A 21,412-nucleotide genomic window follows, 5' to 3' on the forward strand; every position below is an offset into this window, starting at 1 on the left:
ACGCACACACTTGGCCTATATCGAACCAACTCCAACAAGGTGGGGTTCCGCTATGGCCAGGTTTCTAACTTACGACCTCAACCCAACGCACTACCCTGACATAATCGCGTTGCTGTTAACATGACATATTGACGTTGCCACGACAATCAGGCAGAGATCGATGCCGCGATGGTCGGTTACAACGAGCACGGCCTGGGATGGTTTTCGCGCCGGCCTGTGGAGTTCGCCTTTGCCAACGGTTCGAAGGACGCCGTGATCGACGTCGCTAACGTGCGGCTGCTCAACCCTGCGGGGGAAAATATGCTCGTCAACGGCGACTTCGCCCGCGGCATGGACCGCTGGTTTTTCACCGTCGACGACCACACGCCGTGGCAGAACTGGAATCACGCCGTTCATCTCTACTTCGAACAAGGTGGGTTGGGCGTCGCAGCTTTCTTCTTTTTCCTGGCCTGCGTCTTCGTCCGGCTCGGCGCACAAGTCATGCGCGGGCAGTGGCTCGCCGCTGTTGGCATGGCCGCGCTGGCGAGTTTTTTGAGCGTCGGTATCTTTGGCTTTCTCTTCGACACGCCGCGCATGGCGTTGCTGTTTTTCTTCGTCGCGCTAGTGTTTGCGCGCGGTTTGGTGGAAGCGGAAAGGACGGCGGTTGGTTGATGTCTTGGCTTGGCTCTTTGTCGGTTTCTGATCCGACTAACACCTCTTTGAAAAAGGGGGGCAAGGGGGATTTTCTTGAGCCGCTTTTGCACGAAGATAATTCAAATCCCCCTCTGTCCCCCTTTTTCAAAGGGGGAGGTTGTAAGAATCTATCGAAGATCTTTTTGGCTTTGGATGATCGATGGCGCGCGGATGTTTGTGATACTGGAGCCACTTCGTGAATACCCTCCAAGAGCGCGCCCAATATTTTCTGCGTCATTGGGCTGCGGCGCACAAAGAAGCGCTGCTCTACGATGAACTGAGCGCGACGTTGCTCGATGTCGCGTCGGGAAAGTCGCTGGCGATTTCCTGGCGCGAGGTCAGCGCCTTTGAGGAGAAAGTCCATCCCGAGAGTCAGGAAGGTTACGGCGTGCTGCGTTTTGAAAATGGCACGCAGATCGCCGTGGTTGATCCCGGCGGCGTGGCGTTTGCGCCGGTGACGGATAATTCCGGGCCGGTGGAAAATTTGCCACCGGTGGTTTGTCTGCGCGATTTTCTCATGCTTAAGCAACGCGTCGATCATCACTTGTACGATCATCCCGACCAGCCGCCGCCGCGCGAGTGCTTGGATTTGATCATGGTCTGCATCGCGACGCTCGATGGCGCGCGGGCGGTGGGTTTCGACGTCGGCGATCTCGAAGGGGAGCTGGAAGTGTCGTTGAATGAAGTCGAGCGCCGCGCTTCGTAGTCGTCATGGCTAAAGTCATCTCATTGCGTTGTCCGAAGTGCGGCAATAATTCCTTGGACCGGCGCGTTTTCAAATGCTCCGATTGCGGCGCGATTCTCGAAGTCAAAGTTGCCATCGACGATTTGCGCCCCGGCGATTTCACGCCCATGCGCCAAAGCCGCGACCGATCGATTTGGCGCTGGTTCGATTTCTTTCCAGTTGAGCACCGTTCGTCGATCGTTTCTTTGGGCGAAGGCTCGACGCCGCTACTGCACGCCAAGCGGCTTGGCGAGAAATTAAACATCGCCCATCTCTATTTGAAAAACGATACGGTGTTACCCACCGGTTCGCTCAAGGACCGCAGCAACAGCGTGGGGATTTCCGTCGCCAAAGAGTTGGGCTTCACGATAACCTCCGTCATGTCGACGGGCAACGCCGCGGCGTCGGTGGCGGCCTATTCGGCGGCGGCGGGTTTGCCGAGCGTTGTTTTAGTCCCGCGCGGCACGGCGGCGGCGAAAATCATCCAAGCCCGCGCTTACGGCGCGACGGTGATCGTCGTCGACGGCGATTTCGACAACCAGGTGGCGCTTCTTTACAAAGCGGCGGTGCAAGAGTTCGGTTGGTACGACTGTCTGTCGTCCAATCCTTATCGCGTCGGCAAAAAATCCTATGCCTACGAATTGGTCGACCAGTTGGACGGCCGGGCCGCCGATTGGGTGATTCATCCCACCGCCGGCGGCACCGGGATTGTTTGCATGTGGCAAGGTTTTCAAGAATTCCTAGCCCTCGGCTGGATCGCGCGCGCGCCGAAATTGGTCGCCGCTCAAAGCGCCGCCGCGGCGCCGTTCGTCACGGCGATGCAAAACCCCACGGCGCAGATCGTCGCGGTAATCGCGCGCGAAACCGTTGCGGAAAGCATCCAAGTCGGCAATCCGGCGGCTCTCGGTTGGCGCGCTCTGGCCGCGCTGCGTGAGTCCAAGGGCGCGGCGGTGGCGTTGAGCGATGGAGAAATTCTCGAAGCGCAGTCGTTGACCGCAAGGCTCGCCGGTATATTCGCCGAACCGGCAGCGGCGACTTCAGTGGCCGCGGCGGGAAAAATGCGCGCGGCGGGTTTGATCGAAAGTGATGATGTGGTGGTCTGCAATCTCACCGGCCACGGATTGAAACAGCCCGAGGCGATTCAGCTCGCCGAGAAACAGTTCGTTCCCATCGCGCCGACTTTGGCGGCGTTGCGTGAGCAGTTAGATAAATCGTCGGTTCCGAGCTGACCGCAGGCAGCGGACTTCCACTCAGTCCTTACTTCTTTTTTAACTTCCCCGCTCGAGCCAGCCGTCCTTGACGAGTTTATCGAGCGGCGCGTGGTCGCGGAACAATTCGGGCTTGCCGAAAAATTCCTTCGACACCGGTCGCCGGCCGGACAGCTCTTTAATCACTATTTCTAATCCTTGGTCCGAAACGTAGGGGATCGGTTTGAAAATCTTGGCGTACACTTCGGCGGTCTTTTTGATAAAGGCGGCGTCGGTTTCGCGGTGCCATTTCTTGATTGACCCTTCAACTACGGTGCTGTCCTTTTTGATCAGGCGGATCGCTTCGACGTAGGCTCGAAGAAAACGCTCGACGACCGCAGGATTGTTCTTGATAAAGCTCCGGCTGGTGGCGACGCATGACGATGGGTAAATGAAATTGGCCGTCGATTGATCGACCAGCAGCGGCCAGCCGGCTTGGATTAAATTATAAGTGTTGCGGTAGGGTAGGGCCGCGGCCGCGACTCGGCCGCTGCGCATGGCCGTGACGATCTCGGCGCCGCCGCCCAACTGTAAAATCGTCATGTCCTTTTCCGGGTCTAGTCCTAATGAGCGCAGCGCCGCGCGCAAATAAAAATGGGTCGTCGAACCGAGCCGGGTAACGGCGCTGCTCTTGCCCTTCAAGTTCGCCGCGGTTTTGATCTCCGGCCGGCCGACAAAATAAACCACATCGGTGTCGGCGGGGCAGGCGATCAGCGCCACGTCGCCGCCTTCGATGCGTGCCGAGACCACGGATTCCGCGCCGGCGCCGGAGAATTGCACCGTGCCGCTCATGATCATAGTCGTGATCAGCGCGCCGCCGCGAATGTGAATGGGCTCGACATTCAATCCGTATTTGGCGAACAAGCCGCTGTCCTTGCCGACCAGCACCGGCAGATGTTGCAGCGACGTCGTCACGCCGTAGGGCACGCGCAGCAGCTCTTGGGCATGGTTGGTAATTGGCAGCCATGCGATCCCGACGATCAGCGCACGCACAAATGCCAGACCTCCCCCTTTGAAAAAGGGGGACTGAGGGGGATTTGAATTTTGCCGCTGCAAGAAAATCCGCTGGAGGAAATTCCCACGTCCCGCAGTTTTCGTCTCGTCGTTACCCATAAGTTTTGGTTCGATAGGAGGGTGTGATACTCAGCCGAGTTGGCTGAAGCGTTCAACAAATAGCGAATTCTCCGCCCCATCAAATCCCCCTCGATCCCCCTTTTCCAAAGGGGGACGGGATCGTTGCTAGTGTCATCGTCCGGTCGAAACATCGATGGGCACGCCGTCGGGGTCGGCGAGTTGGAATTGGCCGTGCTTGCATTTTGCCAGCAGCTTGAGGCGAATCGCGCCTTCGTGGCCGCCGGGTTTCGGCGACAACGCTGGGTTGCGTTCGACCAGCTTGGCTAAATCTTTTTTGAAGGCGTCGAGATCTTCGACGCGAAAGCCCAGATGATCCATGTGGCGCGGTTCGATGCCAGCGCCGTCGTAGTCGGAGATCGCCCAGGGCGCGATAATAATCGTTACCCGCCCGTCGGTTAGATAATGATTCGTGTCGTCCGCCGGTTTTTCCATTTCCTGAAGGTCGTATACCTCGCGATAAAATTTCGCCAAGGTCGCCGGATTCAAAGAGCGGAGAGTGAAATGGCTGATGTAACGCTCCTGTTTCCATTCACCCTCGACGTAGACTTCGGCACGGTTGGTCATCTGCTGTTGCGATAGGTCGAAGACATAACCGTCTGGATCATGGGTGCTGATGCCGGCGAAGGGCCGGTTGGTCGGCCGCTTGACCAGTTGCACGGCGGGATATTTTTCTTTTAGCCGCGCCGCCACCGCTTCGACGCTTTCGACTTCCAAACCGAAGTGTTCGAGTCCGGCTTGGCGGCCTAATTTCTGCGGGATGATATTCATGCCGATGTAGCCGTCGCCGATGGCGACCGCGCTTTCGGGCTGCGGCGACTTGGAAGTCTTCATGCCGAACAGTGCTTGATAGAAGCGGCTCAGTAAAGTGTAGTTGTCGCTGATGATGGCGAGGTGTTTGATTTTCGCAGGCATGAAATTCTCCTTATTAGCGATAGATCTGGTCGATGAAGCCGGATTTGTCCAGCTCGGTGAGAATCGTGTTGTCGATGAAATCGTCCGGGTTGAGCTTCGCCGACTGGGGCAGCTCGGTGCTCATTTGATCCAAGGCGAACTTGACTGCGCGGCGGTCGCCGTAGGGGACTTTCAATGATTGACCGTCGGCGAAGTGCGCTCGGGTAAGTAGTAACGCTAGTGTAGCGGCCCCGAGAAGTTGGATCGCGTGAGATGATTGCATCGAATTTCCGTTGCTTGGTGAACAATGGTTCAAAGTCTTGCAGGTCAAAGTAATGGACGGCCTAGGCTTAAGTCAAGGTAGAGGGCGCTCATCCATTGATCAGAGTTTGTGAAAAAAACTTTTTTAGCTTGAAGAACTCCGCCAGTACGGATAAATTTCGAACAGGTTATCTCGCCATAGTGCTAGGCGGTGTCGCGTAAATTGGAAACTCGTTAAGGTCAAGACATCCATGAACAAATCAGGCCCGATCGTCATTGCTTTCGCTCTGTGACTCCTCGCGGTAGCCGGATTCGTTGGCGACATCCTGATGCCCGGCGACGATACGCTGTTGATGCTGTTTGTTCCCCTTTGTTTGGCGGCAGCTAGTTTTTGTACCGCCCAACAGGCGCGAGCGATAAAAATTCTTTGCACGATCTTCGTCATCGTCGATCTAAGCGTCGAGCTAGAAAGTTTTTCCATGGCCCGGTTCGTGGCCCGCTCCGAAGCTGTGGCGCTGATTTGGATTGTTACCGCCTTCGTTGACCGTTCGCGTCGGCTGTCAGCAACCGATAGCCGGCTTCGGCAAGAAAATGCTGCGCGTGAGCAGAGCGAACGGGTGCTCGAAGAATTACATATCGCCCTGACCAACGCCATGCCAGGGATTGGTCGTCTCGGTATCGACGGTCATTATCTTGAGGTCAACGAAGTGTACGCCGGAATGCTCGGCTATGTACCGGTGGAGTTGATCGGTACAGGCTGGATAAAAACGGTTCACGTTGACGACCGCGCGCAGGCTTTAGCCGCTTACGATCGGATGGTGCAATCCGGCAAGGGCGAGTTCGAAGCCCGCGCGGTGCGTAAAGACGGATCGAATTTTTTCAAACATGTCTTGATGGTTAAGATCGTCGATGAAAATGGCCGCCACATTGGCCATCACTGTTTTATGCGCGACATCAGCGAACGAAAAGCAGTCGAGGCGGAACGAGGACGGCTGGCGACCATCGTCGATCACTCCGACGACGCCATCGTGAGCCGCGGCATCGACCTGAAGATTCTCACTTGGAACGCCGCCGCCGAGCGGAGGTTTGGCTACTTAGCTGACGAAATTGTTGGCCAGAGTATCGATATTCTCAATCCTCCCGATAAGCAGGCATTGGGGGAGCAAAGACGAAAATTGTTCGACGCCTCCGTTCCGTCCCGGCCTGTCGATACTGGTTGACGAAGTCTGGTCAGCGCGTCGACGTTTCCGTCGCCCAATCGCCCATTCGCGACGCCAACGGCAAACTCCTCAGCGTGTCGCTGATCGTGCGCGATATCACCGCCCGTAAATTGGCCGAGCAGGCGCTGCAAACTAGCGAGCAGAGCATCCGGCGGCTATACGAGATTACCAACGCGCCTGAACTCGCTTTCGAGCAACGCTTGCGCGCGTTGCTGGAGTTTGGCTGTGCGCGCTTCGACATTTCCTATGGTTTTTTGACCACCTCCAAGGGAGAGGAGCTTGAGATTATCTACGTACATGCGCCGGACGGCGCGTTTGCCGAGGGCTCTACGATTCCCATGAGCGCTGCGTTTTGTAGTAGCACCATGCGGACGGACGAACCGATTTGTAACGAGCATGTCGGCGCGTCGGAATGGCGCACGCATCCGGGTTACCTCGCCTTGGGTATGGAATGCTACATGGGAACTAAAGTCATCGTCGATGGCGGTATTTACGGCACGCTTTGCTTCTTGGGAGCCGAACCGCACGACGATTTATTTACCGACCCCGACAAAGATTTTCTCAAGTTGATGTCGGTATGGATCGGCGGCGAGATCGCTCGCCGGCAAGCCGCGCAGGCATTGCGCGCGGCGCATGATGAACTTGAGCGGCGCGTCGAGGAACGGACAGCGGAGTTGGCGCAGGCGGTTGCGTCGTTAACTAAAACGGAAGCGCTCTTGCGTCAGGCTGTCGAGGTTGCGGACCTCGGTATTTTCGAGCGCGATCATGTGACCAACGAATTGAACTACTCGCCGACAATGAGAGAAATTTTGGATTTTTCCGAAGATCAGCAGATCAAACCCGGCGAGTTTCTTGCAATTGTTCACCCTGACGACCGGGAAACGGTACGGATGGCAAGGCAGCAGGCGCAGGTTCCAGCTGGCGTCGGCCAGATGTCTTTGGAGTTCCGTATCGTTCGGCGCGATGGCAGCATCGGCTGGATCTTGAATCGAGCCCGCACCTTTTTCGATGGCACTGGCGATGCTTGTAGGTCAGTGCGCACTGTTGGTGCCATACTCGATATCACGAAGCGCAAGCAAGCCGAGCAGGCGCTGCGCGAGAGCGAAGAGCGGCTGCAGCACGCGCTCGCCGTCGGGCAAATGGGCACGTGGGAGCGCGACCTCTGCACCGACACGGAGACGTGGGACCGGCGCACTTATGAAATATTCGGGATTGAGACAGGAACTGCGGTCGACTTTGCGGTTTTCTCTTCTCGTATTCATCAGGAGGATTTACCATCCGTGAAGGAGTCGGTCCTTCGTACGGAGCGCACGGGATCTAGTTATGAGTACGATTACCGCTTTGTTAGGCCTGATGGCAACACCCGGTGGATACGTTCTAACGGTGGGTTGCGCCGCGACGCCAATGGCATGCCGACCCATATCGCCGGAATCAACTTCGATATCACCGAGCGCAGACAAGCGGAAGAGGCCTTGCGGGAGAGCGAAGCTCGAATGCGCGCGATTCTCGACCACAGTCCGGCGCCGGTGTTCATTAAGGATTGCGACGGCAGATATCTGCTGGTCAATTGCCGATTCGAGGAAATGTTCGGCCTCGGCGACGCGAATTGCCTGGGTAAAACCGACTCGGAGTTGTTCGCTGCGGAACAGGCGGCGGCTTTTCAGATGCACGATCGGGAAGTGCTCGATCGGGGCGCCGGTGTCCAGTTCGAAGAAGTGGCGCAATACCAAGACGGTTCGCACACCAGTATCGTCAACAAGTTCCCGTTGCGCGACGGCGCCGGAAAGATTTACGCGCTGTGCGGCATCGCCACCGACATCACCGAGCGCAAACGGACGGAGGACGAGCTGCATCAGCTCAACCAAGAGTTGGATCAGCGGGTGGCGCGGCGTACTGAGCAGCTGGCTGAGTCGCGAGCCAACCTTCGCACCTTGGTGGCCGAGTTGACTCGCGCCGAGGAGCGCGAGCGGCGCCGGCTGGCGGTGGAGCTACACGATTACCTGGCGCAATCGCTGACGGCGACGCGGATGAATCTGAGCCGCGCCGACAAATTTGTCGCGAACTTCAGCAACAGTAGCGATTTGAAGAAAATACTTTACGAAGTGCACAGCGATTTGAATAACTCGATCAATTATACGCGCACGTTGATCGCCGAGTTGAGCCCGCGGGTTTTGTACGATCTGGGCTTGGTGGCGGCGCTCAGTTGGTTGGGCGAGCAGATGGGGCGGCACGGCCTAACCGTCGAGGTCGACGGCCCGCGGGAAGGATTCTCCGTCGCCGAAGATGACGCGGTGTTTCTGTTCCAATGCGCCAGGGAACTGTTATGGAACGTGGTGAAGCATGGCGATACCAACCAAGCCACGGTGGCTTTTGGACGGGACGGCGATCGGGTCTCGGTGGTGGTGATCGACAACGGCAAAGGATTTGATGCGCAATCGACGGCTAATGGTAACGGCGGCTCGCATTACGGACTGTTTAGCATCCGCGAGCGCGTCGAACTGCGCGGCGGGCGCGTGGAGATCGATTCGACGCCCGGAGTGGGCACTTGGGTGACGATTATTTTACCTGTGGATCAGCACGAGGAGGGGTTGGCCGAAATGGTGACGCCAGATATTCAACAGAAGGCGTTCGGAACTGTGATTAAGATCGTCATCGTCGACGATCACAAGATGGTGCGCCAAGGGTTGCGCAGAATTTTGGAAGAGCATGAAGAATTCACTGTCGTCGGCGAGGCGGGCGATGGCGCGGAAGCGATCGCCATGGCGCGCGAGCTGGAACCCAATGTCGTGATCATGGATGTGAATCTGCCGACCATGAGCGGCATCGATGCGACCCAGGCGATCATCCGCGATCGGCCTTCGACGATCGTCATCGGCGTATCCTTCGGCAGCGATTCTTACGTCAGCCAGGCGATGCAAGCGGCCGGCGCGGTAACCTGTATCGCCAAAGAACGGGCGGTTGAAGATGTCCATCGTGCGATCATCGACGCGATGGATGGGCGGTGGGTGGATTCGGCGCGTTAAGCAGCTACTAACTATTCCTGCCATGCGAATCGCACTGCGGCACGAGCATCGATAGCAGAGGATTGAAGGTCGCGATATCCGAACTGCTGTGATCAAGCGCTGCGCTGTTGGTTGTCAGCCGGCGCGCCGCGACATCCTGGTCGCAGCCTGCATTACGGCGCGAAGCGTTTCGTTGACAGCTTGGTCGCTGGGAAATGCTTTCGCGACATCTCTTTCCAACACGACAATGTTCGTTCCCTGACGATATCGTTTGACATACTTGCCGCGCACTCCGCCGGTCATGTCGGGAAAATCGTACTCCGGTAACATTTCATCGCGATCTGGTTTATTTTTTTTGCTCTTCATAAAACCGCCTTTCTCGGTGGGTCGCTGGCCGTGCGCTAATGATCCGAACCGTTTCGTCGTTATCGCTGTGAGAGACCACCAAGACTCTAAGCCGCTGGGACGCGCCAATGATCAAGCGTCGTTCTTCGTTTTCGGAATGTAATAAATCCGGATATGTCATTGATACTGGGTCATCGAATACCGTGGCCGCTTCCACGAAACTAACGCCATGCTTTGACGGTTGCCGGATTCCTTTCTTGGATCCCACTCGATTAACACACGACGACTTTATCATAAACTCAGCGAACCTCCCAACGATTTTGTGGCCGAGCGCTTTGGCTTACCAAACCTCCCTGTTGCTTTATCCCGTGACGCTCGCTACAAAATAGGGCCTACCGATTATCTTTACTTAAGGAGCGCTCATGGCACAGAAATATGTGGATAGTTTCGGCACGCGCAAAGTGCTGACCGTCGACGGCGAGAGCTACGACATTTTTCGCCTCGATCTGTTGGAGAAGGCGGGATTCAAAAACGTTTCGCGCTTGCCGGTGTCCCTAAAAGTGTTGTTGGAAAACTTGCTGCGCCAGGAAGACAACCATCACGTCAACAAAGCCGACATCGAGGCGTTGGCCAATTGGAACGCCAAAGTAAAATCGGAAAAAGAAATCGCCTTCATGCCGGCACGGGTTCTCATGCAGGATTTGACCGGCGTGCCCGCGGTGGTCGATCTGGCGGCGATGCGCGAGGCGATGAAGCGGTTGGGCGGCGATCCGAAAAAGATCAATCCGCTGGCGCCCGTCGACTTAGTCATCGATCATTCGGTGCAGGTCGATTATTTCGGCACCGCCGATTCGTTCCAGAAAAATTCTGAGATCGAATTCGAGCGCAACGTCGAGCGCTATGCGTTCTTGCGCTGGGGCCAGATGTCCTTCGACAATTTCCGTCTGATCCCGCCCGATGTCGGCATCTGTCATCAGGTCAATCTTGAATATCTCGCCCCGGTGGTGTTTCGCGCCAAGAAAGACGGCGCGCATTTCGCCTATCCCGACACCGTGGTCGGGACTGACTCCCATACTCCAATGATCAACGGTCTCGGCGTCGTCGGTTGGGGCGTCGGCGGCATCGAAGCGGAGGCGGCGCTCTTGGGCCAACCGATCATCATGCTGATTCCCGAAGTGATCGGCTTCAAACTCCATGGCAAATTGCCGGCGGGCGCGACGGCGACGGATTTGGTTCTGACGGTCGTGCAGATGCTGCGCAAAAAAGGCGTGGTGGAAAAATTCGTCGAGTTCTACGGCTCGGGACTTTCGAGCTTGAGCCTCGCCGACCGCGCCACCATCGGCAACATGGGGCCGGAGTACGGCGCGACTGTCGGCTACTTCCCCATCGACGACGAAACGCTGCGCTATCTGACCCTCACCGCACGCGATCCGCATTTAATTAAACTTGTCGAAACCTACGCCAAAGAGCAGGGCATGTTCCGCACCGATAGTTCGCCCGATCCGATGTTTACCGATACGTTGGAATTGGATCTCGCCAGCGTGGTGCCGAGCATTTCCGGTCCGCGCCGGCCCCAGGACCGCATCGCTTTGACGGACAGCAAGAAAGCTTTTGCCGAAGCGCTGCCGTCGTTGATGAAAACCAAGAACGCCGACAAGAAAGTCGCCGTGCAATTGAACGGCGACAAGTTCGAGTTGAAGCATGGCTCGGTGGTGATCTCGGCGATCACCAGCTGCACCAACACTTCCAATCCGTCGGTGATGATCGGCGCGGGACTGCTCGCCAAGAAAGCCGGCGAGAAGGGACTGACGCGCAAACCTTGGGTGAAAACCAGTTTGGCGCCGGGTTCGCGGGTGGTGACGGAGTATTTGAAAGACAGCGGCTTATTAACCGATTTAGAAAAAATCGGTTTCAACGTCGTCGGCTACGGCTGTACGACTTGTATCGGCAACAGCGGACCGTTGCCGGAAGCAGTGTCGAACGGCATTCAAGAGGGTGATCTAGTCGCCGCCGCGGTGTTGTCGGGCAACCGCAATTTCGAGGGACGCATTCACGCCAGCGTGCGGGCGAACTATTTAGCTTCGCCGCCATTGGTTGTCGCTTACGCTTTAGCCGGCAGCATGGATGTCGATTTGTACAACGATCCGCTCGGCAACGACAAAGCCGGCAAACCAGTTTTCTTGAAAGACATCTGGCCGACGGCGCAGGAAGTTCAAGAAGTATTGAACAAGTCGGTGCGCCAGGAAATGTTCAAGAAAGAATACAGCCAGGCTGCTCAGGGCGACGAGCGCTGGCGCGGCATGCCGGTGCCCGAGGGCGAACTGTTCAAATGGGACATGCAGTCGACTTACGTCCGCGAAGCGCCGTACTTCGACGGCATGGGCAAGACGCCCAACCCGATCAAACCGATCACCGGCGCGCGCGCGTTGGCGATGATTGGCGATTCGGTGACCACCGATCATATTTCGCCGGCCGGCTCGATCGAAAAAAATGGCCCGGCGGCGCGCTACCTCACCAACAACGACGTGCTGCCCAAGGATTACAATCAATACGGCGCGCGACGCGGCAATCATGAAGTGATGATGCGCGGCACGTTTGCTAACATTCGTCTGAAAAACATGTTGGCGCCGGGCACCGAAGGCGGCGTGACCGTGCATATTCCGGACAACAAACCGATGTCGATCTACGATGCGGCGATGCAGTATCAAAAAGAAGGCACGCCGCTGATCGTCATCGCCGGCAAGGAGTACGGCTCCGGCTCATCGCGGGACTGGGCGGCCAAGGGGCCGCGCCTGCTCGGCATCCGCGCGGCGATCGCCGAGAGCTACGAGCGTATCCACCGCAGCAACTTGATCGGCATGGGCATCGTGCCACTGGTGTTCAAGCCGGGCGAAAATTTATCTACGCACGGGCTTAGCGGTTTCGAAACTTTCGATATCCTCGGTATCGGCCAGGATCTGAAATTGCGCCAGGAGCTGACCGTCAAAGCGACCGCGGACGACGGCAAGGTGACTGAGTTCAAAACGATCTGCCGCATCGATACGCCGGCGGAATTGGATTATTACCGCCATGGCGGCATCTTGGAATATGTGTTGCGGCAGTTGCTGGCGAATTGAATATCGGGACTCACCACGATGGACGCGAAGGTTTCGAAAAAATATTATTCCGAACTTCGTGCTCTTCGTGTCCTTCGTGGTGAAAAAAATCTTTCGCGTATTGAAAACAATTCGTGACTACTCGAAGAGAAGCGCTGGTGACCTTGGGGAAATCCTCGCTGGCGTTTTTTTTGCCAACTCAGTTTTGCGCGGCGCTGGATTCGCCGCCGAAGGGACGTCCATGGCCACACCGGCGCATATCGGAACATTCACCGCTAACAATCCCGGCATCATGACGCTGCAGGGGACCAATCAGTATATCGTCGGCAAGGACGGCGGCCTGGTCATCGACGTCGCGCTGAGCGCGGACTCGAACATGGACGGCATCATCGAGCAAGCGGAAGCTATGGGCGTGAAGAAGATCGAAAAGATTTTGCTCACCCATATTCACAGCGACCACACCGGCGGCGCCTTGGCGCTGCGCAAACGGTGCGGCGCGAAACTCGGCATTCACCGTTCGCGCAAAGGCTATCTCGGCGGCGAAGATTTTCAGTACGACGACAACGACCGGATTAGTTTCGGCGGCGGCGAATTGCATGTGCTGCACACGCCGGGACATGAGTCGGGCCACTGCTGCTTTTACGAAGGCGGCGACAAGGTTTTGTTCAGCGGCGACAATATTCTCGGCACCGGCACCGCGGTGATCCATCCGCCCGACGGCAACATGAGCGATTACATGAAAACGTTGGAGCGGCTGTTGGGGTTCGAAATGAGTCTGATTCTGCCTGGCCACGGGCCGATGATCGGCAAGCCGGAAGCGAAGATTCGCGAGTACATCAAGCATCGCCTCGAACGCGAGCAGCAAGTTCTCGCCGCCCTGCGCAACGGGCGCAATACCATCGGCGATATCACCGAGTCTATTTACCTCGGTATTTCGGCGGCGCTCAAAAGAGTAGCCGAATTTTCCGTGCAGGCGCATCTGGAAAAACTCGCCCGCGACGGGCGCGTCAAGCATGAGGGCGGGCGTTACTTGCTGTTAAGCGATAGCTGATCGCCAAATCTCTGTCGGCCCGCCGAATCGAAACGCAGCGCGCTGTCATCGGCTTCGATCTCTAGATCCTGCCAGGCGGTTTCGGCGAACGAACTCAAACCTTCGAGGGCGACGCCGCTGATGAAGACTACCACAGAGCCTTTAACTTGGAGCCAGACGCCGCGGTTATCGCGGGTGCGGCCGCTCATGACGCTGGTCGTCGGACCTTTGCGGTCGTCAAAGCGAATGCGCGGCAGCTTTTCCAACACGGCGCGATAACCGGTTTGAAACGCGCCGGCATCCGCCGGCGACTCCCACTCACTAAACCAGACGGTGATTAGATTTTCTCCTTCGGCAAAGGCGAAGAGTTGATCGGCGCGCCAGCGCGCCGCGTTGTCGCTGGCTTGCTTCAACGGATTGGCGTTGGCGAGCAAAGTGCGAATGAGCAATTCGCCCAGAGTCTGTTCAACTGCCGGTCCGTCCTTCATGGCGCGCAACAAGGCGGCGGGAAAAATTTGCCGCGGCGCTTGGCGCTTTATAAAATATTTTTCCGGATGGAGGATTTCCGCCGTCGATAACGGCGGGTCGGCGTAGAGCGCATCGACACCGGGCCAGCCTTTGCTCCTGAGCGCCCAGAGCGTGAACTGACTGCCTTCACGATAAGGGAAGATCAATTGTTGGCGCAGAAAATCCGGTAGATTCTTCGCGCTTTGTTCCAATTCGGCGCTGAACTTTCCGGCGGCGCTGAGATCGTTAGGCGAAAATGTTTGCGCGGTTTTACGATTGCCGCGAGCCAACAGGGTCAGCGCAGTGTCGCCGGTGGCGATGGCGCGAAAGGCGCTGCGGCGATCTTCTAAATAAATTGCCTCGCTCCTGCTCTGCCAGTTGAAACTCTGTTCTTGCAGCGCCGCCATTACCGCGAAGCCAAGCGGCGCTTCGCGCGCCAAGATCGCATCGCTCATGTCGAAGGGCGCGCCCAGTTTCTCTGCCTCGGCGGCGATGGCGATGCGTCCACTGGCGTTGTCGTATGGGGTGAGTTGAGCAAGGCGGCGAAAATCGCTCAACGCTTTGGCGTAGTCGACGTTGTTGGCGAGCAGGCCGATACTTTTGTAGGCGCGCTCGACTTGATTCAATGCAATCGGTTCCTGGGTTGCGATTGGATCGCCTGCGCTCGCTGAGCGGCCGAGGACGATGTCGCGTTTCAACGGTAGACCGCGAAAGCTCGCGATGTCTTGGGCCAGGGCGGCGAACGCGGTGGGCGAAGCTTGGTTAGACTGGCGCGGTTCAGTAGCGATGCAGCTCGTCAGGGCGGCGAGCAAACAGGGTACGATAGTCCAAGTTAATAATGTGCGGGACGATGGCAGAAAAACTTGCCGGCTCGGATCATTCACTCATTTCTCCATGATCACGACTGAATAGCCGGCTTGGCTCACTTGACGCGCCTGCTCTTCGGCGGCGCCGCGGTTGGCAAAGTTGCCGAGATGGACGCGGTAGTAGGTGTTGTCTTTCGACTGCAAGGTGTTGATCGTCACGTTGGCGTAGGATTTGGCGAGACGCTCGCGCAGCTGCTGGGCATTTTCCAACTGTGTGAACGAACCCATCTGCAAGGTGTAGTCGAGTGACGAGCGAATGGTCTCGATGCGCGTCGGGCTACCGAGGACATCGATGCGCACCAGCGCCGTGCCGGGGCCGACCATCTTGATCGATTGCGCCGCCGCGTAGGAGAGATCGATGATGCGATTCTTGGCAAACGGGCCGCGGTCGTTGACCAGCACTTCAGTCGTGCTGCCGTTTTCCAGATTGGTCACCATGACCTTGCTGCCCAGCGGCAGCGTCTGATGCGCCGCGGTGAGTTCGTTTTGATCGTAAATCTCGCCGCTGGCGGTGGCTTTGCCGTGAAAGCCGGGACCATACCAAGAAGCGATACCGGTTTGGCTGACGCGACTGTCCGAAGTGGGCGGCGTTACTTTGGAGCCAGTTATCGAGCAGCCGGCGATTAGCGTCAGGGCGAGAAGGAAGAGTGTTCGGCGCATCATTTTTATCTCGACAAGAGTTTCTAAATTGCGGCTGGGGATTTGCTTCATTGCCGGGAGTATAGCGAAAAGCGCCGCGGGTGAAAAGTATTTTGCCAGTTAATCGTTATGCTGAGCAAATTATTTAAGCCGCGCGGTGCTCGTGGTCTCGACCGGCTTCGTGCTAGTTTACCCAAGCATGGCTTTGTGTTAGCGTACTCGCACCTTGAACAGGAGTGTCTAAAGTATGTCGGGTCATTCGAAGTGGAGCACGATCAAGCATAAGAAGGCCGCCAAGGACGCCAAGCGGGGCAAGGTCTTCACCAAGTTGATCAAGGAAATCACCGTAGCGGCGCGCATGGGCGGCGGCGATATCAACGCCAATCCGAGATTGCGCACGGCGGTGTTGACCGCGCGCGGCAGCAGTATGCCGAGCGACAACATCGAGCGGGCGATCAAAAAAGGCACCGGCGAGTTGGAAGGGGTGACCTACGAAGAAATTCAATACGAAGGCTACGGCCCAGGCGGCGCGGCGATCATCGCCCAGGTTTTGACCGACAATAAGAATCGCACAGTCTCCGAGATCCGCCGGCTGTTCAGCAAGCATGGCGGCAACATGGGTGAGACCGGCTGCGTGTCGTGGATGTTCGAGAAGAAAGGCATAATCGGCATCGACAAGTCGCAGATCGACGAGGATCGCTTGATGAGCATCGTGCTCGACGCCGGCGCCGAGGATGTGCGCGACGAAGATGAGATTTTCGAGGTCGTCACGCAGCCGGAAGACTTCGCCACGGTCAAAGAACGCTTGGATCAGGAAAAGATCGCCGTCACCAGCGCCCATGTGACCTTGGTGCCAAAAAATACCGTCGACATCGATGCCAAGCATGTCGAGCAGATTCTCAAACTCAGTGAAGAGCTGGAAGATCATGACGATGTCCAGAACGTGTCCGCCAATTTCAATATTTCCGACGAGCTGATTGAGAAGGTCAGCTAGCCCAAGTGGCCGACGCGACGAAGCAAGAGCCGCCGCGCATCATTCTCGGCATCGACCCAGGCACGGTCATCACCGGCTGGGGCGTGGTTCAGGTGATCGGCAGTGCTTTGCGCCATGCCGGCCACGGTACGATCAATTCTTCCCAAGCCGAGCCCCAAGCGGTGCGCTTGAGCCGGATTTTTAACGGCTTGACCAAAGTGTTGCGCGAGTACCAGCCAGACGGCGTCAGTCTGGAGAAAGTGTTCTTCGCCCTCAACGTTCAGAGCGCATTAAAATTGGGCCAGGCGCGCGGTGTGGCGTTGCTCGCCGCGGCCGAACAGGGAATCGACGTCCACGAATATGCCGCGGTGGAGATTAAATCGGCGGTGGTCGGTAACGGCCACGCGACCAAGCAGCAGGTGCAAATGATGATCGGTTCGCTGCTGCGCGTGTCGGGGCGAGTCCCGGTGGATGCGGCCGATGCCTTGGCTGCGGCGATCTGTCATCTCAACCGGCAGAACTTCCAAGCCCGCGTGGCCGAGGCGCTGCCGAAGCGGCCGACGCCGATTCGTCCGCGCGGTACGCGCGTGCGTTAGCGTTAACTTAGCGACCGCGTCTTTTGCGCGGTGCAACCTCTTTTACCATCGTGATCGCACAAATCAGCGGCCAGCTGGCGCAAAAACTTCCCGGTGAGATCGTCGTCGATGTCGGCGGCGTCGGCTATCAAGTGTTCATCCCGCTAAACGTCTTTTACCGGCTGCCGGAGATCGGCGCCGACATCAAATTGCAGATCCACACCCATGTGCGCGAGGATTCCTTGCAGCTGTTCGGCTTTCACGATGTCGGCGAGAAGCAAGTTTTTTTGCTGCTCACCAGCGTCTCGGGCATCGGCCCCAAGCTGGCGCTGAATATTCTTTCCGGCATTCCCGCCGATGATTTGGCGCGGGCGCTCAAGGACGGCGATCAAGTGCGCTTGGTGGCGATCCCCGGCGTCGGCAAAAAACTCGCCGAGCGGATGATCGTCGAGCTCAAGGACAAATTCGCCTCCCTAGCGCCGTTTACGCTCGACGTGCCGAAGTCGGCGGTCGCCTCGCAGCTGCTGCTCGACGCGGTTTCCGCCCTGGTCAATCTGGGCTATAAAAAACCTGACGCGGAAAAATATGTCGGCGATGCGCTCAAGAGCGGCCACCACACGTTGGAAAGCGTCTTGAAAGAGACCTTGCGCCGGCTGAGCTTTTAACTATTGTAGTTCTATTCATGCAAGACGGTGAGCGCACTGACGAAGATTTGGGTTTTGAGCTGAGCCTTAGGCCGCGCGGCTTCGACGAATACGTCGGCCAAGAGCAGGTCAAGGAGAATCTCAAAGTCGCCATCGCCGCGGCCAAGGGGCGACACGATGTGCTCGACCATCTGCTCTTTCACGGCCCGCCGGGGTTGGGCAAAACTTCGCTGGCTTATATCATCGCCAGAGAAATGGGCGTGAATATCAAAGCGACCTCCGGTCCGGTGGTCGAACGGGCCGGCGATCTGGCGGCGCTGCTGACCAATCTCGAGGATGGCGACATTCTTTTCATCGACGAGATTCATCGCCTCAATCACGTTGTCGAAGAAGTCCTCTATCCGGCGATGGAGGACTATCAGATCGATCTGATGATCGGCCAGGGGCCGGCGGCGCGTTCGATCAAGCTCGATTTGAAACGCTTCACTCTGATCGGCGCGACCACGCGCTCGGGGCTTTTGACCTCGCCGCTGCGCGATCGCTTCGGCCATATTCATCGCTTGGATTTCTACGATGCCACCGCTCTGACGCGGATTCTCAAACGCTCGGCGGCGATTCTCAGCGTCGCCGAAGAGGGCGACGGCATCGCCGAAATCGCCGCGCGCTCGCGCGGCACGCCGCGCATCGCCAATCGCTTGCTGCGCCGGGTGCGCGACTACGCCCAGGTCAAAGGCCGCGGCATCATCACAAAGAACATCACCGACGAGGCGCTGCGCATGTTGGCGGTCGACCATCTCGGTTTGGATAAGATGGATACCATGCTGCTCTTGACGCTGATCGACAAGTTCGCCGGCGGCCCGGTAGGAGTTGAGACCTTGGCCGCCGCCATCGGCGAAGAGCGCGATACGATCGAAGATGTTTACGAGCCGTTTTTGATTCAGGCCGGCTTCATCCAGCGCACGCCGCGTGGGCGCATGGCGACGGTGTTGGCCTACGAACACTTCGGCCGCCAGCAGGGCGCCGCGCCGGCGCCGAAAAAACAACCGACGCTGTTTTGATGATCGTGGGAGTGGGCGATGGCAGGATTGGGCAGATTGCTAATTTATCTGGGCTTGGCTGTGGCCGGCGTCGGGTTGTTATTATCGTTCGCGTCAAGGCTGCCGTGGCTGCGCTGGCTCGGCCATTTGCCCGGCGATATCGCCATCGAGCGCGAGAATTTTTCTTTTTACTTTCCCTTGGTCAGTTGTATGCTTGTCAGCGCGATCATTTCGCTGATCGTTTATTGGGTCAAAAGGTAGTCCCACTGTTGAGCTAGGCCGAGCCGATGGAAGCTGCAAGTCCGGTAAATAACGTGGAGCAATCCCGCAAATTCGAAGAAACCAAGCGCCGTAGGCGCGAGGCCGTCGTCATTTTCGTGACCACCGTCATCTTGGTGGCGCTGATTTATTTCGAAGTGCAGTTGCCCGAGGTCGTGCCGGAATATACCCTGGGCAGCAATATCGTTTTCTTTCTGGTGATCAACGTCACGATCATCCTGCTTGGCTTGCTGGTGTTCTTAGTCGTACGCAATGTCGTCAAGCTGGTCTTCGAGCGTAGACGGGGCATCCTCGGTTCGAGATTGCAGAGCCGTCTGGTCATCGCGTTCGTCGGCTTGTCCTTGGTACCCTGCGTGCTGCTATTCGTCATCGCCGGCGGTCTGCTGACCCGGTCCTTCGACCGTTGGTTCGACATCAAAGTCGAGAGCGCGCTTCAAGGTTCGTTGGAAATCAGCCAGACCTACTATCAAAATTCCGCCAACAACGCGATTTTTTACTCGCGCCAGTTGAGCCGGGCGATTAGCCGCGAACGATTGTTCACCGCCGATAACGCCGCGCAGCTGAAAGAATTCATCGAACGTAAGCAGAAAGAATATAATCTTGGCACGGTGACGCTTTATTCCCCCGACGGCCGATCCTTTGCGGTGGCGTTCAACGAGCGGGTGCCCACTGGCGTCACGGTGAAACCGGCGGGGGATTTACTGACCCGGGCGCTGCGCGGTCTCGATGGCGCCAGCACGCAGGTGTTCGGCGACGCCGATGTGATTCGCGGCGCGGCGCCGATCTATGGCGACGAGAAACGGATTATCGGCGCGGTGGTGGTCGACTACTTCGTGCCCAAGAGCGTCAGCAAGCGGGCGTCGCAAATCTCGCAATCCTATGAGAATTATAAATACCTGAGCTTCCTCAAGACCCCGGTGAAAAACAGCTATATCCTAACGCTGTTTTTGATGACGTTGGTGTTGGTGCTGGTGGCGACTTGGTGCGGCATTTATCTGTCGCGCGGGATCATCGTGCCGATTCAAAAACTCGCCGAGGGCACCCATGAGGTGGCCCAGGGCAATTGGGATTATCAGATCGAGTCGGGCGGCGACGACGAGCTCGGCGTGCTGATGAACTCGTTCAATCATATGACCGGCGATCTGAAGCAGATCAAGCTCGAACTGGAACGGCGCGGAAAAGCGGTGGAAATGTTGCTCGCCAACATCGCCGCCGGGGTTGTGTCGGTGGATACGGCGGGCAAGATCACCACCTGGAATAAAGCCGCGGAAAAGGTTTTGGGTGTCGCGGCGCTAGACGCCATGGGCAAACATTATCAAGAAGTCTTCCGCGCCGAAGGTCTGGGGACGATACGCGAGATCGTCGAAACCATCGAGAACGTTTCCGGGCCGCGCAGCATCGAGCGCGAGATCAAGATTCCGTCGGCCCAACAGGTGCTCACGGCGGTGGTCAGCGCCGCGACGCTGCGCGACGACGCCGAGCTGACCCTCGGCATCATGATTTTCCTAGAGGACATTACCGAAATTAAAAAAGTCCAGCGCATGGAAGCCTGGCGCGAAGTGGCCCAGCGCATCGCCCATGAGATCAAAAACCCGCTGACGCCGATCCAGCTTTCCGCCGAACGCCTGCGCAAGCGCTACTCCGAACTGCTCAAAGAGGACGGCGCGATTCTCGACAAGTGCACCACCACGATCATTCAACAGGTCGACGAGCTGAAAAATCTGGTCAACGAATTTTCCCAGTTCGCGCGCTTGCCATCGGCGCAGCTGTTGTCCAACGATCTCAACGAGGTTGTCAACGAAGCGTTGTTTCTGTTCAAGGAAGGGCACAACGGCATCGACTTTGAGTTTCGCGGCGGGGTGATTCCGCCGGTGGAAATCGACCGCGAGCAGATCAAGCGCGTACTGATCAATTTGCTCGACAACGCGGTGGCGGCGGTGCAGGGCGGCGGCGCGATCAAGCTGGCGACGGTGTATGATCCACGGCGTGCCGTGGTGACCCTGGATGTCGCCGACGACGGTTGCGGCTTGGCGCCGGACAGCCGCGCGAAAATTTTCGAGCCTTACTTTTCGACTAAGCACAACGGCACGGGACTTGGGCTCACCATCGTCAGCCAAATCATCGAGGACCATCGCGGCTACATTCGCGCCCTGCCGAATCAGCCGCGCGGCACGCGTTTTACCATCGAGTTGCCGGCGGCCAACGGCGCCGGGCCGCTCGATTCGGCGAAAAAAGTGTTACACTCATAAGCGGAGTCAGGAGGGCGGGTGC

General features: G+C 57.5%; 18 protein-coding genes and 2 pseudogenes. 13 read left to right on the plus strand and 7 right to left on the minus strand.

The features are described from left to right. Positions 1 to 168: 168 nt before the first annotated feature. The 3 genes and pseudogenes from EXR70_00005 to EXR70_00015 all read left to right on the plus strand — a co-directional run bounded on the left by EXR70_00005 (position 169) and on the right by EXR70_00015 (position 2,625). Complete coding sequence (locus tag EXR70_00005; protein MSP36856.1) at positions 169 to 651, plus strand: hypothetical protein; 483 nt, start codon at positions 169 to 171, stop codon at positions 649 to 651. Between the two features lie 217 nt (positions 652 to 868). Next, positions 869 to 1,378: a hypothetical protein gene (locus tag EXR70_00010; protein MSP36857.1), complete on the plus strand. Its 510-nt coding sequence runs from the start codon at positions 869 to 871 to the stop codon at positions 1,376 to 1,378. Between the two features lie 5 nt (positions 1,379 to 1,383). Then, positions 1,384 to 2,625, plus strand: a pseudogene (locus EXR70_00015) (threonine synthase). Positions 2,626 to 2,664: 39 nt separating this feature from the next. On the opposite strand, the gene EXR70_00020 reads toward EXR70_00015, so the two are convergent. The 3 genes from EXR70_00020 to EXR70_00030 form a co-directional block, all read right to left on the minus strand. Then, the gene (locus tag EXR70_00020; GenBank protein MSP36858.1) at positions 2,665 to 3,756 is read right to left on the minus strand and encodes an ABC transporter substrate-binding protein; all 1,092 of its coding nucleotides are present in this window, start codon (positions 3,754 to 3,756) and stop codon (positions 2,665 to 2,667) included. A gap of 132 nt (positions 3,757 to 3,888) precedes the next feature. Beyond that, entirely contained in the window at positions 3,889 to 4,689 is an 801-nt protein-coding gene (locus EXR70_00025) for a VOC family protein (GenBank protein MSP36859.1), read from the minus strand. A gap of 13 nt (positions 4,690 to 4,702) precedes the next feature. Next, positions 4,703 to 4,951, minus strand: a complete 249-nt coding sequence (locus EXR70_00030) for a hypothetical protein (GenBank protein ID MSP36860.1) — start codon at positions 4,949 to 4,951, stop codon at positions 4,703 to 4,705. 307 nt (positions 4,952 to 5,258) lie between these two features. Here EXR70_00030 and EXR70_00035 point away from each other — a divergent pair, with 307 nt between their 5' ends. Then, complete coding sequence (locus EXR70_00035; protein MSP36861.1) at positions 5,259 to 6,149, plus strand: PAS domain S-box protein; 891 nt, start codon at positions 5,259 to 5,261, stop codon at positions 6,147 to 6,149. Further along, the gene (locus EXR70_00040; protein MSP36862.1) at positions 6,146 to 9,172 is read left to right on the plus strand and encodes a PAS domain S-box protein; all 3,027 of its coding nucleotides are present in this window, start codon (positions 6,146 to 6,148) and stop codon (positions 9,170 to 9,172) included. Before EXR70_00035 ends, EXR70_00040 begins: the two co-directional genes overlap by 4 nt. Positions 9,173 to 9,286: 114 nt before the next feature. On the opposite strand, the gene EXR70_00045 is transcribed toward EXR70_00040, so the two are convergent. After that, positions 9,287 to 9,517: a hypothetical protein gene (locus tag EXR70_00045; protein ID MSP36863.1), complete on the minus strand. Its 231-nt coding sequence runs from the start codon at positions 9,515 to 9,517 to the stop codon at positions 9,287 to 9,289. After that, a pseudogene (locus tag EXR70_00050) lies at positions 9,498 to 9,775 on the minus strand (BrnT family toxin). Before EXR70_00050 ends, EXR70_00045 begins: the two are co-directional and overlap by 20 nt. 143 nt (positions 9,776 to 9,918) lie before the next feature. Here EXR70_00050 and acnA point away from each other — a divergent pair. Next, on the plus strand, positions 9,919 to 12,612 hold the full coding sequence (acnA, locus tag EXR70_00055) for an aconitate hydratase AcnA (GenBank protein ID MSP36864.1): 2,694 nt from the start codon (positions 9,919 to 9,921) through the stop codon (positions 12,610 to 12,612). Then, positions 12,566 to 13,642 carry an MBL fold metallo-hydrolase gene (locus tag EXR70_00060; protein ID MSP36865.1) on the plus strand — a complete coding sequence of 359 codons (1,077 nt, stop codon included), beginning with the start codon at positions 12,566 to 12,568 and terminating at the stop codon, positions 13,640 to 13,642. Before acnA ends, EXR70_00060 begins: the two co-directional genes overlap by 47 nt. On the opposite strand, the gene EXR70_00065 is transcribed toward EXR70_00060, so the two are convergent. Beyond that, the gene (locus EXR70_00065) at positions 13,618 to 15,012 is read right to left on the minus strand and encodes a hypothetical protein (GenBank protein ID MSP36866.1); all 1,395 of its coding nucleotides are present in this window, start codon (positions 15,010 to 15,012) and stop codon (positions 13,618 to 13,620) included. The two genes, EXR70_00060 and EXR70_00065, sit on opposite strands and share 25 nt — an antisense overlap. Further along, positions 15,013 to 15,654 carry a septal ring lytic transglycosylase RlpA family protein gene (locus tag EXR70_00070; protein MSP36867.1) on the minus strand — a complete coding sequence of 214 codons (642 nt, stop codon included), beginning with the start codon at positions 15,652 to 15,654 and terminating at the stop codon, positions 15,013 to 15,015. 226 nt (positions 15,655 to 15,880) lie between these two features. Here EXR70_00070 and EXR70_00075 point away from each other — a divergent pair, with 226 nt between their 5' ends. From EXR70_00075 to EXR70_00100, 6 genes are read left to right on the plus strand one after another with little or no spacing between them, the layout of a single operon-like run. Then, positions 15,881 to 16,627, plus strand: coding sequence for a YebC/PmpR family DNA-binding transcriptional regulator (locus tag EXR70_00075; GenBank protein MSP36868.1), 747 nt, complete (start codon positions 15,881 to 15,883; stop codon positions 16,625 to 16,627). Between the two features lie 38 nt (positions 16,628 to 16,665). Beyond that, positions 16,666 to 17,202 carry a crossover junction endodeoxyribonuclease RuvC gene (gene ruvC, locus EXR70_00080; protein ID MSP36869.1) on the plus strand — a complete coding sequence of 179 codons (537 nt, stop codon included), beginning with the start codon at positions 16,666 to 16,668 and terminating at the stop codon, positions 17,200 to 17,202. 50 nt (positions 17,203 to 17,252) lie between these two features. Continuing rightward, positions 17,253 to 17,846, plus strand: a complete 594-nt coding sequence (gene ruvA, locus EXR70_00085; GenBank protein ID MSP36870.1) for a Holliday junction branch migration protein RuvA — start codon at positions 17,253 to 17,255, stop codon at positions 17,844 to 17,846. Positions 17,847 to 17,863: 17 nt separating this feature from the next. Continuing rightward, complete coding sequence (gene ruvB, locus EXR70_00090) at positions 17,864 to 18,883, plus strand: Holliday junction branch migration DNA helicase RuvB (GenBank protein ID MSP36871.1); 1,020 nt, start codon at positions 17,864 to 17,866, stop codon at positions 18,881 to 18,883. Between the two features lie 18 nt (positions 18,884 to 18,901). Then, entirely contained in the window at positions 18,902 to 19,123 is a 222-nt protein-coding gene (locus EXR70_00095; GenBank protein MSP36872.1) for a DUF2905 domain-containing protein, read from the plus strand. Positions 19,124 to 19,149: 26 nt separating this feature from the next. Next, on the plus strand, positions 19,150 to 21,390 hold the full coding sequence (locus EXR70_00100; protein ID MSP36873.1) for a PAS domain S-box protein: 2,241 nt from the start codon (positions 19,150 to 19,152) through the stop codon (positions 21,388 to 21,390). Positions 21,391 to 21,412 lie beyond the last annotated feature (22 nt).

The organism is Deltaproteobacteria bacterium (assembly GCA_009692615.1).
Taxonomy (GTDB): domain Bacteria; phylum Desulfobacterota; class Binatia; order UBA9968; family UBA9968; genus DP-20.

Excerpts from the sequence above, each read along its gene's own strand:
- EXR70_00005 (MSP36856.1), top strand. The coding sequence starts at position 169 with ATGGTCGGTTACAACGAGCACGGCCTGGGATGGTTTTCGCGCCGGCCT.
- EXR70_00020 (MSP36858.1), bottom strand. The coding sequence starts at position 3,756 with ATGGGTAACGACGAGACGAAAACTGCGGGACGTGGGAATTTCCTCCAG.
- EXR70_00025 (MSP36859.1), bottom strand. The coding sequence starts at position 4,689 with ATGCCTGCGAAAATCAAACACCTCGCCATCATCAGCGACAACTACACT.
- EXR70_00030 (MSP36860.1), bottom strand. The coding sequence starts at position 4,951 with ATGCAATCATCTCACGCGATCCAACTTCTCGGGGCCGCTACACTAGCG.
- EXR70_00035 (MSP36861.1), top strand. The coding sequence starts at position 5,259 with ATGCCCGGCGACGATACGCTGTTGATGCTGTTTGTTCCCCTTTGTTTG.
- EXR70_00045 (MSP36863.1), bottom strand. The coding sequence starts at position 9,517 with ATGAAGAGCAAAAAAAATAAACCAGATCGCGATGAAATGTTACCGGAG.
- acnA (MSP36864.1), top strand. The coding sequence starts at position 9,919 with ATGGCACAGAAATATGTGGATAGTTTCGGCACGCGCAAAGTGCTGACC.
- EXR70_00060 (MSP36865.1), top strand. The coding sequence starts at position 12,566 with ATGGCGGCATCTTGGAATATGTGTTGCGGCAGTTGCTGGCGAATTGAA.
- EXR70_00070 (MSP36867.1), bottom strand. The coding sequence starts at position 15,654 with ATGCGCCGAACACTCTTCCTTCTCGCCCTGACGCTAATCGCCGGCTGC.
- EXR70_00075 (MSP36868.1), top strand. The coding sequence starts at position 15,881 with ATGTCGGGTCATTCGAAGTGGAGCACGATCAAGCATAAGAAGGCCGCC.
- ruvB (MSP36871.1), top strand. The coding sequence starts at position 17,864 with ATGCAAGACGGTGAGCGCACTGACGAAGATTTGGGTTTTGAGCTGAGC.
- EXR70_00095 (MSP36872.1), top strand. The coding sequence starts at position 18,902 with ATGGCAGGATTGGGCAGATTGCTAATTTATCTGGGCTTGGCTGTGGCC.
- EXR70_00100 (MSP36873.1), top strand. The coding sequence starts at position 19,150 with ATGGAAGCTGCAAGTCCGGTAAATAACGTGGAGCAATCCCGCAAATTC.